Genomic DNA, 16,449 nt, shown 5'->3' on the forward strand with positions numbered 1-16,449 from the left:
CAGACCTCCTTTGTTAAACTTTAAGCAAACCACTTATCGATGTTGCTTTTTACAAAATCGTCATCGTGAAGATGTGGATATTGTTCGTAAACACGATCAATTTCTTCCATTTGATTTGGACTAAGCTTTTCTTTTTCTAGCAAGCACCAATTTCCTTTCAATAAACCTTGTCTTGCCAAAACTTCATTTATGCCTGCAATACTTCCCTTAAAATCATGACTTGGGTCAAAAAAGGCTGCATTCGCATCCGTTATTTCTTGCCCGAGTGTTAACAAAGCTGATGGTATACATTCTTTATTTTGTACGGCTTTTATTTCTTTAAATATGTCCACAGCTCTTTTTGTCCAAACGGACCAATGCCCTAATAATCCACCGACTATTTTCTTTTCGATTTTTGTATTTCCTACAGAAATTCGATATGTTGTTAAAAGATCACTGACAATATTGTCATCATTTCCTGTATATAGGGCAATGTCTTCATTCCTATTTGAATGACAAACCGCACGTACTACATCAAATGTTTGATAACGATTAAAAGGTGCCATTTTTATTGCATGAACATTTGGAATGTCGGCAAACGATTTCCAAAAATCATAGCTAAAAATCCTTCCCCCTACAGATGGTTGAAGATAAAAACCGAAAACTGGAATGATTTCAGCAATCATTTTAATGTGAGTTAATAATTGTTCTTCTGTTAAATCTTTCAACCCACCTAAACTTACTAAACCTAGATCATATCCCGTTTTCATCGCAAATCTAGCTTCTTTTAAAGCTTGCTCCGTTCGACCGCAAATTCCGGCTATTTTAATAAAACTTTCTTCTATATTGGCTTGCTTGATTTCTTCCATTGCCAGCGATAAAACTTTTTCATATAAATTAAATCTTGGGTCCCTTATTTCAAATTGAGTTGTATGCACCCCAACAGCTACTCCGCCCACACCTGCATCAATGTAATAACGAGTCAACGCTCTTTGACTCGCTTCATCTAGTATTCTATCTTCCGTTAATGCCAACGGATGTGCTGGGATGATAGTACCTTTTAATAATTCTTTTTTCACTTCAAAACTAAGCATTTAAAACACTCCTTCCCTTTCTTGGAAATGAGTTGGTTTATTTAATGTCTCTCCGTCTGCCTTCACCCAATCAGATACTAATTCAATCATTTCATTCAGTGTTACTTTTGGATATCCAAATAATTTATGAGCTTCCGAAGCATTATTTAATAATGCCGTTGGCTGCTCTTCATTGATAAAGTGAACATCTTTTTTAAACTGTTTTCCAAATTCTTTAGCTAACCAACGGACCGAAATTGTTTCAGGTCCTGTAATGTTTAAAATTTTTGGCGGTGATTCACAATGCAGCAATGAACGAAGGGCATAATCATTAGCATCGCCTTGCCAAATGACATTAACACTTCCCATAGTAAGATCAATTGGGTTGCCATCAAATACATGTTTGGCAATTTCAAGTAATACACCATACCTGAGATCAATGGCATAATTCAATCTATATATAAGGATTGGTGTTTTATTTTTGTGGGAAAAATATGTGAACACTCGCTCTCGGCCAAGACAGGATTGAGCATATTCACCAATTGGCTGAGGTAATACTTCTTCAGAACAATTCGTACTCCCTACCTTTGTTAACGGATACACATTTCCAGAGGAAAATACAACAATGCGTGAGTCTATAAACTTTTCAGCTACCTTTCCAGGTAAATACGCATTCATTGCCCATGTAAAATGCTCATTGCCATGAGTTCCAAATTTATTTCCTGCCATATAAATAATGTTTTTTACGTTTGGCAGGGCCTCAATCGCTCCTTCGTCTAATAAATCCAATGCAATCGTTTCTATTCCATAATCTTCAAGTTCTTGTTTCAAAGTTCCTGAGGAAAAGCGAGATACACCTATGACCTTTTTTTCCACTCCGGCTGCATTAATGGCTCTTTTGGCCATCTTTGCGAGAGTCGGACCCATTTTTCCACCTACACCTAAAATTAAAATATCGCCGTCTAACACGCCTATTTGTTCAATCAGTTTCATTGACGGTTTTGACATGAATTTTTCTAATTCCGCAATCGTTTTCATTTTCGTCCCTCCTATGCTTTTAATCTTTCAAACTATCACTCTGTATTTATTATTTTTTCTCGATAGTTTGAAGGTGAAAGACCTGTATATTTTTTAAACGTACTGGCAAATGTTGTCGGATTCAAGTAACCCACTTTTTCTCCGATTTCGGCAATCGTAATATTTTCATTTCTCAAGTGCTCTTTCGCATAATTAATCCTTACTCGATGTAAATATTCTACAAAATTAACTCCAAAGGCATTCTTAAAATATTTGGAGAAATATTTTGAAGATGTGTCGGTTATCTTTGCCATATGTTCAAGATATAAATTGTCCATATAATGCAATTCAATATATTGAGCAATAAAGACTGGGTTCAATTTGCTTTCCTGCGCTTTCAATTGCCTTCCTTTTTCTAAAATAAATTTCACAACAACCATGAAAGAACTTTTTAATTCTTCAAGATTTTGCGATTCTCTTATCCTATTTTCAAAATCCATTTCCAGCTTAAACAATTGTTGTTCTTCTTCTTCATTTAATTGAACTGGACGTTTCATATATAATAATAAGCTTTGTAATATGGCTATAAATTGATGGCGATGAATATTCAAATCAAGGTTTTCGTTCATAATGGCATTGATGATTTGAATAAAATCTTTCTCATTGCCACTGACTAGTAAATTAGGTATTTTTTCAATTTTATCTACTGGAAAATAAACTTGGACAGTATGATGAATCGATTCAGCATCATAAAGCAAAGATTCTACTCCGATATTTCTGTAGAGAGACGTATTAATAATATCCTGAAAAGCTAGACGCAAATGTTCCACCTTCGTATTGTATCCCTTACTAATAATGGCATAACTATCAGCTTTCAATGAATTTTGAGCTTGATTCATTAATTTTTGAATGGATTGGACTACTTGACTACGTTCCGATTTTTGATCGATTCCAATGAGCACTAAAAATTCTAAGTCCTTATTAAGTAATACAGTTTCATAATGTAGTTCCTGTTTTAATCCACGTTCCATAAATTTTTGCCAATCCCCAATGTCATTAGCTTGCTTACTATCAAACACCCATTTTAAAAGAATGAAATGGTTACTTTTAAGAATTTCTGAAAAATACTCCTTTAATTTCGTATCATCTCGATCCTTATCGTTTCCTTCTCTGATAGCATTGATAAAAATATGCCTATTTAACTCTGATTGCAATGCTTTTTCTATACTTTTTGATTCTTTAATATTTTGTTTTAAATGCAAGGTTGATTGGTAAATACTTTTCCAATTCGGTTCTCCACCAATAATCAGACTTACCTTTTTCATTGGTCGAAACAAATATATACTTAAAATAATCAAAAGAAATAATGTAATGATCCCACTAATAAGCATAATGGTTTGCTGATCTTTAGTAATTGATGCAACCGCAGTATACTGAATAGGGATTCGATTAATGTAGGTAAATCCGTTATAGTCAGATTTATATACTACATACTCATACATTTGATTTTTTAATATTGTCTCTTCGCCTTCATCTACAAGTAAACCTCGAACTACTTCTCCTAAATTGATTTTTTCTTCAGTAGTCAACACGATATTATTGTCTTGATCTAAAATGAGAAAAGAAGTTTCATCCATCATCGTTTTCTGATCGATAATATCTAATAAAGCATCGACGTCCAAAAAAACGATTATGTTTTTGGATGAAAACTGGGTGTTCCCCGCAATTGTTATTAAATTCTTAGCTCTATAGTTGTCCCCGCTTACCTTTTTCATATATGTCTTTGCCGGAAAAATTTCTAAAGTTTTTTCATCATTAAAAAAAGAAGTCCAGAACATCGCGTTATTTTGCTTATTTTTATATTGCTCATTGAAAAACTCATTTAAATCAATCGTTCCCTTTGATGTAATAGCAAGATTGGATTGATCAAAAAACACAACGACTTCCTCTATAAAATCGTGCGAGGATGAAAGTGTAATCAGTTTATGCATATCTTTATAAAGCAAATAATTAGTATAGTCTACTTCTTGATTATCTCTCGGATTATAAGGAAGAGTATCAATTGAATAGATTAAGTTATTTATATCTTTAAAAGTATCATCTATCGATTGAATGATACCGCTAACAATTAGATGGTTATTTTCTTTCATTTGCTCGTAAAGCCTTTGTGTCGAGTTATTCATAAGGAGATAATTGGTAACAAACATAATTAATACGATTATGAGCAAGACGGAAAAAATGCGCATGAAACCTCTTACTGTGATGAGCTTCTCCATTTGCCAACACCCCATCAAAAACGATAGTCGAATGTAATATTACCCACATTCGACATAAGTTATTATTATCCCTTCTCCGAGCCTAACATTACCCCTTTAGCAAAGTACTTTTGAGCAAATGGATAGATGATTAATACAGGAATCATACTAATGAAAATGGTGGCATTTTTTAAGGCTTCAGGGGCCAGAGCCGCTTTATCAATTAAGCTTTCATTTTCGTTATTGGCAAAGATGAGCATATCACGCAAAATGACTTGAAGCGGGTATTTGGATGAATCATTCAAATAAATCATTGGCAGGAAGTAACTATTCCAATGTCCCATAAAATAGAATAATCCGATTGATGCTAATGCTGGTTTGGATAACGGAATCATAATATTAAACAATATTCTAAACTCTGATGCTCCATCGATAATGGCAGACTCTCGTAATGATTCTGGCATACTTTCAAAAAAGCTTTTCAAAATAAGTAATTCAATCGTCCAAATAGCATTCGGAATGACGATTGCCCAAATCGTATCAATCATGCCCAGACTTTTGATGAGAACGTAAGTCGGAATCATACCGCCATTAAAGAACATCGTCAAGACAATCGCAAGCATAAAAAATCTTCTTCCGAAAAAGGTAACTCTTGATAACGGGTACGCTGCAATGGCGGTCATAAATAAATTAATCGTCGTTCCGAGTCCCGTATAAATAAGCGTGTTTAAATAGGCTTTTGGAATTTTATTTTGACTTAGAATTTCTTTATAAGCATCCAATGTAAACCCTTTTGGGAGCAGCCAAACGTTGCCTTTAACGACCTGACTCGTTTCACTAAAAGATACAGCAACAATATAAATGATGGGATATAAAATTGCTATTCCGATAGAGATCAGGATGATCGTATTAAAGACGTTGAAAAATGTAAATCGCTTTTCTCCTACCATAAGCTCTTACCTCCAAGCCTTCTACTTAAAAGATTGGCAATTAAAAGCATGATTAATGCTATGATCCCTTCAAACAAACCGACCGCGGCAGCATAGCTATAATTTGCTTGAAGCAACCCTTGCCGATAAACATAAGTAGAGAATACGTCGGCTACCTCATAAGTCATTGGATTATAAATTAATAAGATTTTTTCAAATCCAATTCTAAACATATTGCCAGCCTTGATAATAAATAAAATTAAAATGGTCGGCATTAATCCCGGTAAAGTAATATAGCGGATTCGATTCCATCTCGTCGCACCGTCTACTTTTGCTGCTTCATAAAGCGATGGACTAATTCCAGCGATTGCCGCTAAGTAAAGGATGGATTCATATCCCATTTGCTGCCAAATATCTGATCCGATATAAACCGAACGAAACCAGCTTGGTTCAACAAGAAAATAAATTTTTTCAAAACCGAGCGCGGCGATTATATCATTAATAATCCCGTTTCCAGGAGATAGGAAATCGATTAGCATACTGCTTACTATAACGATTGATAAAAATGATGGTAAAAAGCTCACTGTTTGTATCGTCTTTTTAAACCAAAGCAAGCGCACTTCATTTAAAAGAATCGCAAAAATAATAGGAAATGGAAATCCAATTAGTAAGCTATAAAATCCTAATAAAATTGTATTTTTAAAAAGTTTCAGGAAATCTGGGCTGGAAAAAAAGTTCCGAAAATGCTCTAATCCCACCCATTCACTTCCTATAATTCCAGACCAAACATCATAATCCTTAAAGGCGATAATTAGTCCATACATTGGACCATAGCGAAAGATGGCAAAGAAGAGAATACAAGGAATAAATAACAGCAATAATTGCCGATCTCGTTTGATATGGTTAAATGCAGAGACCCAATGTGATGGTGCTGGTTGTTTAAGTTGTGTGTGTTGCGTCTCAGTAAGTGGCTTTCGCAAACTGGTCTCCTCCCATTTAATCATTGAATTTGCCTATTTTGTCAGGACTGGTTCACACCTTTTTCACGGGTACTGCGGGAATACTAAAATCGATGTCCCGCCCTTAATTTTGGGTATAGGGCTGGTCTTTGAGCATCCCGGACTTTCAATATAATGGGATTCGCTAGAAACCAGCCCTTATTTTACGACTCCAATGTCCCGTTTACTGCATTATTCACTGTCAAAACGCTTCTGGGCATCATTATAAACTTGAACAAAATCGTCTACCTTTAATCGTTTTGCCTCTTCAAGCCATGCATCCCATTCTTTATCACCGTAGGATTTGGTCATTACATATTTCGTGCTGAATTCAATCCCAGCGGTTAATAAGTTCGGCTGCAATTTCGCGATCGTATCATTTTCTTTGTCATTGAATTTCAAGATAGGATCAATCGGCTGCATTTTTCCTTGCATCATGTCCTGGGCTTCTTGTTCTTTTTCAGTGTAGTTGAAATAGACGCTTCGTTCATCTGCTCGAAGATACATCCCTTCTAACCACATGCCATACTGGTTCTCCAAATCCTTTATTCCAACAACATCAAGATTTAAGTCAGGATAGGTAATCTTTCCGTCTCCGTCTTCTTTGTAGATTTCATCCTTAATCCCAACCATGATTAGCTCTGCTCCAGATGGACTAGATAAGTAGTCAAGTAGTTTTAAGGCGATTTCACTCTTGTCATTTTTCGTAACAGTGTGTCCCCAGTTAGCAATTTTATCTAAACTGCGGATTGTATTTTCTGGTCCTACCGGATTACCATAACGCAAATCATATTCTGAGTTATCAGCTTTCACTTGTTCATAGAACATATCAAGTCTTCCGATCCAGTCAAAGGTGACAAATGATTTTCCAGTTGTCATTTTTGTCGTCCATGAAGCTTCTGTATCTGTAATAAACTCCTTATCTAGTAAACCCTCGTTATATAGTTTTTTCATAAAGTCCAACATATCTTTATGTTTTTGATCTGTAAATTGAAATTTCCATGTTTTATCAGTTTCATCAAAGTAAGCTGGGTATTGAGCACCTGTGATTCCCCAACCGAAGCCCCAGTCTCTGAAAATGAATTCTGCTGTCTTAGACGAGTAAGGAGCGGAATCCGGATATTCCTCTTTTAGTTTTTTCAACGCTTGGTAAAATTCTTCAGTATTATTCCATAATTCGATTCCATGCTTATCGAAAATATCTTTGCGGTACAAGAAACCATGGTTTACATCACGATTGACACCATAGATTGGCCATGTATACATATTGCCTTTATCGTCGGAAAAAGATTTCATCACCCAGTCGTTCTCTTCAGCGTATAACTTCTTATAGTTCGGCAGTTCATCTAAATATTCATTAATGGCAACAACCGCTCCTTTTTGTCCAAGCTCATTTACTTTAGCAACGGGTAAACCGTGCCAAATGTCAGGAAGCTGACCGGAAGCAACTACAGTATTTAACTTTTCACTGTATGTTCCAGAGGAGTACTCTTGAATATTCAATTTAATGCCCGTTCTTTTTTCAATTTCTTTAATGATTGCTTTGTCTTTCAAGTTATTTACTTCACTGACAAGCATCCAAGTAATTTCTACTGGTTTATCTACGATAGGTAATTTGATTCCTCCAGTATCACCATAATCTTCGGTCGATTCATTTGCCTTTTCCTCAGAACCATTATCGCTTTCATCATTGTTTGCGCTTTCATTTTGGTTGTTAGTTCCACCAGTTTTTTCTGAAGAAGTATTGCAGCCCGCAATAATACCGATGACAAGGAGTACAACAAATAACAATTTAGATAGTCGACCTAGCATTTACTTTCCTCCCCTTCTTTATTAATGTTTTTTTCTTTGCCATATTAATTAAAGGAAATGATCAACAACATCTACAAAAATCCTCTCTCTAGCAGGCACCTCAACTATAGAATTATTAGTATTAATTGTAAACAAATGATTTTCAATCACTCTGCACAAAACAATGAAAAACATCTTACAAAAATGAAAGCGCTTATAATATCAAGGGTTTGTGATGAGGTGGAAATTTATAAACAGGTAGAAATATATAAAGTCAGTCATTTTGTTTTTGTATTTTTGTTATAAATGATATATGAGGAAAATGAAATAAAAATAAGGTCACCTTAATAAATGATGACCTTAAAGTACTACAAAATAGATGAATCCTGAAGCTCAAAATCTCCTTTTACCTTATGCTTCACTTTTCCAAAAGCCCGATTTGCGGAAGCCATAATCACAAATGCAGGGGCACTGATGCCAAAAAATACGATAAGACCTGGTACCATGATTTCCAAAATAGTCGTAAAGAAAAGACCAATGATCATCATTAACGTAGAAAGTGGACTTGCAAAAGCAAATAAAAAGCTATACTTAAAATACTGAAGCAGCTTCATATTATAGCTAACGAAGACAGGAAAAATATACAAACACATGAAACAAAATAAAAGTAAAACGGGGATTAAAATGAGCGCCAGTATCTGAAATGATGTGCCTTCAGAAATTACGATTACTTTATAATCAATATAAAAAATAAGCAACAGGATGCCCAATAAAAGACCGATTAAATTGGATTTTGCAAATTCTTGTTTAAAAGCCTCCAAGTAAGTTTTAAAAATGGGAATATCTTCTTCCCCTTTCATCCATTTGCGCATGATTGAAAACACGGCAGCTGTAGAAGGCATAATTCCTAAGACAATCGCACCTGCTAAAATAAATAAACTCCAAAGTATATTTATATAGACAAGTCGAATGATCCAATCCCCCAGTTTATATAAGCCTCCAATAAAGCCATTCATTTCCATCGCAAAATCCTCCCAATCGTCTGCGATAGGATCAATTAAATGCTAAATATCATGATCCTTCATCATTAGTTGTGCCAAATGTCTTCTTCATTCTGTTAACCGGATCATCTTCAATCATGGAATCCCATTCAAGAACTTGGCTTACTTTAAGTAATGCTTTTTTTAATTTCTCATACTCAATATTTTGAACAGCCGTGTTATCTTGATAGGCTAAACTGGCTGCAATTCCAACCGATTGTCCTAGAACCATAAAAACTGGCTCCATTCTAATTGATCCAAATGCAATATGGGACGCTGATAAACAAACGGGAATAAGTAAATTCGTACACTCTTCTTCACGTGGCCTTACTGAACGATAAGAAATAGGATAGGGTGAAATTGGGATCTCAACATCTCCTTCATTCATGCACTTTCCATCAATAACAACCCTTCTGCAATGATGTGAATCCATTTGATAAGAAGCTAGACCGATAGAATCATCAATAACTGTTTGCCCTAAACAATTCCGATCTGTCATAACATAATCGGATATCATCCTTCTGCTTTCGCGAATATATAATTGCGGCGGCCAGTGACCCGTATGAATGAATTCATCTCTCGGCAATCCCCATTTTGACACTTCATTTCGAATAGATGACGGTATTTGCAAATCATTTGCCAAAAAATATAACATTCCTAAATTATAGTTAAAATGCTCTTGAAAAATCCTTTCACGTGTTTCATAACTTCCCTCTGGCCATTCGTAATTCATCCCAATATAATCTGTTGAGACACCGCCGTAATTATTCAAATCTGTTTTTCCATTGGGCAGTAATGTATGTAAATTCATCGCATCCCAAACACCAGCATTAATATACCTTAGTAAAAGTGTGTAAAGATTAGGATCGTAGCATGGCGGCTTTGGAAATGGCATACGATTTTCCGGATTCTGCGTTAAACATATTCTGAAATTATATGCTTGGATTCTTTTATCTCCTTGACCTTGCGACTCAATTTCATTTAATTCAGGTTCAGTTACCCCTGGCAATAAACCGCTTTCAATTTTCCCTTCGATTACATATGGATCAATAGGAACTTCAAATTTATGATGCGGAAAACCGAACTGGACTCCATTGTACGTTTCATTATATGCTTCATTTGATTCGCGCCCAACAAAATAGCTAATCCCGGCTTTAGCCATTAAGTCTCCTTCATAGGTGGCATCTATAAATATATTCCCAATAAAACTATTACCATTTTCCATAATGATTCTTTTAATCTTTTTATTTTCCATCTCAACTTTATTTAAATGCTGTTGAAAATAAACAGGGATTTCATGTTCTTCTAACCATTTAGTAAAAACCAGCTTGGCTACCTTCGGTTCAAATGTCCATTGCTCTTCTTTTCCGTAATATTGGCCAATCCGCTTATAAAATTCTCTAGATAATCCGCCCACAGCTTCTTTTGCACCGAAGTCAGTAGCACCTAATCCACTAGTCGTCATCCCGCCAATATGTTGACTAAATTCAGCAATTACAACTCTTAATCCCATTTGTTTTGCTTGAATAGCAGCTGTAATACCCGCAGGTGTACCTCCATATACAACTAAATCGCTTGAAATCTCTTTTGAATCAATAGTAGATTTTGCCGGAATATAATACTTAAGATTCTCGAAGCTCATCTAATCGCCTCCTCTAACATCATTTTCTGAAAGAATCGATGTGGTTAGGATAAGTATATCAATAATGACAATAATTCACATTACCTCTATAGCCTCATTTTGATAGAAATTAGATCAGATGACAGAAACCTTATTTATCCATATCAAAAAAAAGAAAGTTCCTCATACTTTCATTAGGAAACTTTCTTTTATAAATAGAAAATCAAACAACATAAACAAAATAACCAATAAATATTACAGAAAGAACGTACATAATTGGATGAACTTCCTTTGCCTTTTTCGTAGCAATCATACTGATCGGATAAAGTATAAAGCCAAGTGCAATTCCCGTTGCTACACTAAAAGATAATGGCATCATAATGACGATAATAAAACTTGGAATTGCTACAGTCAGGTTGCCCCAATTAATTTTTCCGATTTCAGTTGCCATTAAGGATCCAACAATAATGAGAGCTGGAGCCGTAATTTCTGGAGTGATAATGGACAAAAGAGGAGAGAAAAATAATGAGACAAAAAAGCAAGCTGAAATAATAATCGATGTAAAGCCCGTCCTGCCTCCAACTGCAATTCCCGCTGTAGATTCAACAAATGATGCGGTAGTAGAAGTACCTAGAACAGAACCTACAATAGTGGACATAGAATCAGCTAAAAGAGCTTTTCCTGCATTTGGAATCTCGTTATTTTTCATCAGACCCGCTTGGCTGGCAATCGCAATTAGCGCACCGGCAGTATCAAAGAAAGCGACAAACAAAAAAGTGAAAATGACGGCAAGAACTTTTGGTGAAAAAATGTCATCTAAATGGTTAAAAACAACGCCAAAAGTAGGTTCCAAACTTGGAATTTTTCCAATTATGGCTTGAGGAGGTTTTATTACTCCAAAAATCATACCAATGATGGTGGAAAACACCATTCCGTAAAAAATCCCGCCTTTAATACCTCTATTTAATAAAATGATTGTCATGATGAAACCAGTAATAGCAAGTATAGTGGCAGGAGAATTTAGATTTCCAATTCCTACAAAAGTGGCTTCATTTGAATTTACGATACCAGCATTTTTCAATCCCATAAAGGCAACAAAAAAACCAATTCCCCCACCTATTGCATGTTTTAGATCTTGAGGAATGACATTAATTATTTTTTCACGGATTTTTAGCAAGCTTAAAATCATGAACAAAACGCCTGCAATAAATACGCCAGTTAAAGCAGTTTCCCAAGGAATATTCATGCCGATGCAAACTGTGAAAGTAAAAAAAGCATTAATCCCCATACTTGGAGCAATCCCAATTGGATAATTTGACATTAATCCTATTAATAACGAACCGATAATAGCCGACAATGCAGTTGCCGTAAATAAAGCACCTTTATCCATGCCAGTTTGGCTCAAGATAACAGGATTAACAACTAAAATATAGGCCATCGATAAAAAGGTTGTGACTCCCGCCGCACTTTCTTGCTTAAAGGAAGTGCCTCGTTCGGAAAATTGGAAATAGTTTTTCATGATTGTCCTCCGAATCTAAAAAATCCCCCCGTTAGCTGCCGGGGGGAAATTCTACTTAGGACAAGAAAAAAGTATATTGATTTTTCATGTCCCTGTAGACAGGCTATTTACGGCAGCCCGGTAGAAACGTTCAAGCCCTATTCTTGAACTTATACAAGGTTTGATTTTTAACTAATAAAAGAATGTTAACAGGGAGGAACTAATGAGTCAATATCAACAGCCTTTTTCAGCCAATTAAGTTAATTCGGGGCCGTCTAGGGAGATCATATTCATACAAAGCAATCACCTTTATATGGAACCCATATTGTATTATTTTCATATCATGCAAAAAAGATATATAAAGAAGGTGGTTCCGATTGGACAGTCAATATATTTAGATTTTTTGTCCAAATTTGGTGTTAGTGGCGCACACCCTGGAGGTATTAACCTGACAAAAGAAATATTGTTGCAAGAAAAAATTGATCGCACTTCTCATATTTTAGATGTGGGGTGTGGCACCGGGCAAACGGCAGCATTTTTAGCTGCACAATACGGAGCAAAAGTAACAGGAATAGATGTAAATCCAATTATGGTGGAAAAAGCTAGAATGAGAATAGCCCAATTACAATTACCCGTGAAAATAATTCAAGGTTCCATTGAAGAGTGTATTTTAGAGGATGAGGCTTTTGATTTTATTATTTCAGAATCTGTGCTAGCTTTTGCAAATGCACCTAAATCACTAATGGAAATATTACGATTATTAAAAAAGGGCGGCCGATTCGTAGCAAATGAACTGACTATGAACGAACCGTTGGAGGCAGCTCTGCAGGAAGAAGTTAAACAATTTTATGGATTTAATTCTCTTCTTTTGGAGGATGATTGGGTACATTTAATGAGAAATACTGGTTTTCAAAATATACAAATCCATAGACCTCAATACTCCCTCTTGGAGAATCACACGATACCTGAATTTCATTACTCTGAAAATATTGAACCTGAACTTTTCATGGTCATGATGGAGCATTTTAATAATATGTATAAATACGAAGGCATCATGGATTATAGAATTTTATCAGGTACAAAAATGTAATTCAAAAGGCTTGCAGTCCAATTCGCTGCAAGCCTTTTTACGTTAATGTTTAAATAAAGAATGGGAAAAATGGTCCAAATGCTCTTACGCCAAAGAAAGGAAAGCCATACAATCCAAATGGACCAAAGAAAGGGAATAAGCGACTACTGCTCTCCTCTTCCATATGTTGATGCATTTTAGGCATAATGAGATATAATTTTTCCCGATCATGACTATGCAAAATTCCTTGATAAACAGAGCCATCGTTTAATTCAACCTGCACAAATTGGTACAAATGATGTTTACACTTATCATGCAAATGACTTATATCCCTCTCCGAATGCACAGTATGTTCCATTATAGTTACCTCCTCTATGTTCTACATACAAAATATTCTTATGGATGGGTTTATGTTACGGGTTTTGCAAATAAGTGGAGACTTCATTGAATCCACATTGTACAGAAATCATCATTCTTTAATTGTCGAAGGAATTTTAACAAGTAAATAACGGTGTATAAATACAATTATTATAGTTTCAAAAAGTAATTAAGAAATGTTGAATATTGTGGGGATGTACCTTTGCCTGAATATTCGAAGGATAAAGTGATTCTTTGTTAACCTTTGGGATACTTGGTATGATTATCCTTTATATTGTGATTGCAAATTTGTAATTGGTATTATTGATTCTCAATCAAAAAAACTAGTGGGCTGGGTATTTGATAAAAAGAACAATGATGCTGTTGAATTGCCAATAGCGCAGAAAAAATTACTTTCAAAAATTAGCAATCAAGTTTGGGTCTCCACAATATTTTTCCTGTATGAAAAATAAGATAACAGACGATCAATTTCATCAATCGTGTTATCTTATTGGAAATCCACTATTCATTAGCAATCAAGTTGAACCAATTCAGTAATAGGGTCAGGTTGCAAAAACAATGCAGTCATGGTGTTATGCTAATATCCCCCATTGAATACTATCTTTCCCAGTGACGATGCTGGGCAACTGCTTCCACAAACCGTTTTGCGAAATTAGGAATACTTTTATCGGTAATAACACCTGGCTTATTGATAAAATTATTAACTTGCAACCATTCTACACCTTGACCAGTAGCACCAATTGTCTTTTTGTGACGAAAGGCCTCATCAAGGAAATGAGCAACTTTCTGATTAAATCTCATATCATCCTTACTTCCACGCACCATATAAACCGCATCGTACAGCACAGAATCAGCAGTATACACATTTTGAGCCGCTTCCAACTGAATTCCTTTAGTACCTTGAACTATTCCTTGGTCCTCACTTATGATTTCCAGAACAAGCCCTTCCGCTTTCCAGTAGTCAAGTACTGATTTTACTAGTGGACCATTAAAACCATCAGATATTATTATCGCTACTTTACGAGTTTTGGCAGACATAGGCATATTTAGTTGACTCAATGCTGGGGAAGATTTTGTTACGGTCGATCCGCCACTTGTTGGCGGAGAAACTCCAATATTTCTAGCTATAGATCTGACTAGTTCGAGGTTAACATTTGCGAATAAATCCACATTTTGCTGTCGTACTGATTTGCTTTTTACTTTTCCCAGTTCAAAACTAAATGCATCGATTATATGGCTCTTCTCAGGTTCACTCATACTATTCCAAAACATAGTTGCTTGAGAAAAGAAATCGGTGAAACTTTTACTTCTTGCTCTTATTTTCCAACCATCAACTTTTTCTTCATAATGCTTATATCCACCCTCTTCAGGTGGGGCTGGAGTTGGTGTATTTCCTGCTAAGGAATTACGATGATAGTTCACTCGGCCAACATTGATCGTCATTCTATGGTAGCCTTCACGCTGATTATTGTAGAAAGGGCAAATCGGACGATTGATTGGTATCTCATGAAAGTTTGGACCACCTAAGCGTATCAATTGTGTGTCGATATAAGAGAATAGTCTTGCTTGCAGTAATGGATCGTTCGTGAAATCGATACCAGGTACAACATTCCCGGGATGAAATGCCACTTGCTCCGTCTCGGCAAAGAAATTATCAACGTTCTTCGTTAATGTCATCTTTCCAATGATTTGTACCGGAACTTCTTCCTCAGGTATTAGCTTTGTTGCATCTAATAAATCAAAATCAAAATTAAATTCATTTTCCTCATTAACAATTTGCACTCCTAACTCAAACTGTGGATAATCCCCCCTTTCAATCGCATCCCATAAATCATTGCGATGAAAATCGGGATCCACTCCCATCAGCTTTTGGGCTTCTTCCCAAACTAAGGAATGTGCACCGAGTTTTGGCTTCCAATGAAATTTAACAAAAAATGCTTGCCCTGAATCATTTACAAAACGAAATGTATTTACACCGAATCCTTCCATCATTCGAAAACTTCTTGGAATCGCTCGATCCGACATAATCCACATTACCATATGAGCATTTTCCGGATTATTGGCAACAAAGTCCCAAAAATTATCATGAGCTGTAGCAGCTTGAGGAACATCATTATGGGGTTCTGGTTTAAATGAGTGAACAACATCCGGAAATTTAATTCCGTCCTGAATAAAAAAGACTGGAATATTATTGGCAACAAGATCATAGTTTCCTTCTTCTGTGTAAAATTTCGTTGCGAATCCACGGGCATCCCTTGCCGTGTCTCCTGAACCCCTAGACCCATTTACAGTAGAGAAGCGGACAAATACCGGTGTTTTTTTAGATGTATCCGTAAATAATTTCGCTTTTGTATAACGTGAAAAGTCTTCGTACAGCTCAAACTCGCCATGAGCAGCAAACCCCCTAGCATGAACGACCCGCTCCGGTATTCGTTCATTATCAAAATGTGTCATTTTTTCCCGGAAATGAAAATCTTCTATTAAGGTTGGACCGCGAATACCGGCAGTTAAGGAAAGTTCATCCTCGGAAACTTTCACACCTTGATTTGTTGTCATATACTTCTCTTTGTCATTCACACGAAAAGACTCAAGTTGCTCATCTTTTTTGTTATCTTTTCGTTTATCTGTCATTCACACACCTCCCCATCCATTACTATTACTTGAAAACAAAAATTATTCATGTAAATAAAATGGAGAAATAAAAACAAGCATTAAAATATGTGCAGTTCAGGAAAGTTTGATTCGAATTTCACAAATCACGATAAACTAAAAGAAGAGACCAGGACATAACTATTTCAGAC

12 protein-coding genes and 1 riboswitch are annotated in these 16,449 nt (G+C 35.6%); of the genes, 1 reads left to right on the top strand and 11 read right to left on the bottom strand.

Features of this window, described 5'->3' with window-relative positions:
- Positions 1–20: 20 nt before the first annotated feature.
- The 9 genes from KHA96_RS18065 to KHA96_RS18105 all read right to left on the bottom strand — a co-directional run bounded on the left by KHA96_RS18065 (position 21) and on the right by KHA96_RS18105 (position 12,222).
- A complete protein-coding gene (locus KHA96_RS18065; protein ID WP_213130736.1) occupies positions 21–1,073 on the bottom strand; it encodes a dihydrodipicolinate synthase family protein in 1,053 nt (350 codons plus the stop codon).
- Positions 1,074–2,090, bottom strand: a complete 1,017-nt coding sequence (locus KHA96_RS18070; protein WP_213130737.1) for an NAD-dependent epimerase/dehydratase family protein — start codon at positions 2,088–2,090, stop codon at positions 1,074–1,076.
- 35 nt (positions 2,091–2,125) lie between these two features.
- Positions 2,126–4,345 (bottom strand): helix-turn-helix domain-containing protein, encoded by a 2,220-nt coding sequence (locus tag KHA96_RS18075; protein WP_213130738.1) that lies wholly within the window; start codon positions 4,343–4,345, stop codon positions 2,126–2,128.
- Positions 4,346–4,410: 65 nt separating this feature from the next.
- Entirely contained in the window at positions 4,411–5,274 is an 864-nt protein-coding gene (locus tag KHA96_RS18080) for a carbohydrate ABC transporter permease (protein ID WP_213130739.1), read from the bottom strand.
- The gene (locus KHA96_RS18085) at positions 5,268–6,233 is read right to left on the bottom strand and encodes an ABC transporter permease (RefSeq protein WP_481748254.1); all 966 of its coding nucleotides are present in this window, start codon (positions 6,231–6,233) and stop codon (positions 5,268–5,270) included. Before KHA96_RS18085 ends, KHA96_RS18080 begins: the two co-directional genes overlap by 7 nt.
- Positions 6,234–6,443: 210 nt before the next feature.
- Positions 6,444–8,063: an extracellular solute-binding protein gene (locus KHA96_RS18090; RefSeq protein WP_213130741.1), complete on the bottom strand. Its 1,620-nt coding sequence runs from the start codon at positions 8,061–8,063 to the stop codon at positions 6,444–6,446.
- A gap of 347 nt (positions 8,064–8,410) precedes the next feature.
- A complete protein-coding gene (locus KHA96_RS18095) occupies positions 8,411–9,064 on the bottom strand; it encodes a YesL family protein (protein WP_213130742.1) in 654 nt (217 codons plus the stop codon).
- A 49-nt stretch (positions 9,065–9,113) separates the two neighbouring features.
- Entirely contained in the window at positions 9,114–10,724 is a 1,611-nt protein-coding gene (locus KHA96_RS18100) for an FAD-dependent oxidoreductase (protein WP_213130743.1), read from the bottom strand.
- A gap of 202 nt (positions 10,725–10,926) precedes the next feature.
- On the bottom strand, positions 10,927–12,222 hold the full coding sequence (locus KHA96_RS18105; RefSeq protein ID WP_213130744.1) for an NCS2 family permease: 1,296 nt from the start codon (positions 12,220–12,222) through the stop codon (positions 10,927–10,929).
- A 75-nt stretch (positions 12,223–12,297) separates the two neighbouring features.
- A riboswitch (purine riboswitch) is annotated at positions 12,298–12,399 on the bottom strand.
- 205 nt (positions 12,400–12,604) lie between these two features.
- Here KHA96_RS18105 and KHA96_RS18110 point away from each other — a divergent pair.
- On the top strand, positions 12,605–13,291 hold the full coding sequence (locus tag KHA96_RS18110; protein ID WP_249315732.1) for a class I SAM-dependent methyltransferase: 687 nt from the start codon (positions 12,605–12,607) through the stop codon (positions 13,289–13,291).
- Positions 13,292–13,340: 49 nt separating this feature from the next.
- Here the strand turns inward: KHA96_RS18110 and KHA96_RS18115 are convergent, their stop codons facing one another.
- Positions 13,341–13,628 carry a hypothetical protein gene (locus tag KHA96_RS18115; RefSeq protein ID WP_213130745.1) on the bottom strand — a complete coding sequence of 96 codons (288 nt, stop codon included), beginning with the start codon at positions 13,626–13,628 and terminating at the stop codon, positions 13,341–13,343.
- 617 nt (positions 13,629–14,245) lie between these two features.
- A complete protein-coding gene (locus tag KHA96_RS18120) occupies positions 14,246–16,279 on the bottom strand; it encodes a catalase (RefSeq protein WP_213130746.1) in 2,034 nt (677 codons plus the stop codon).
- Positions 16,280–16,449: the final 170 nt, after the last annotated feature.

This window comes from Bacillus sp. FJAT-49711 (assembly GCF_018343715.1).
In the GTDB taxonomy this organism is placed as follows: domain Bacteria; phylum Bacillota; class Bacilli; order Bacillales; family Bacillaceae_C; genus Lederbergia.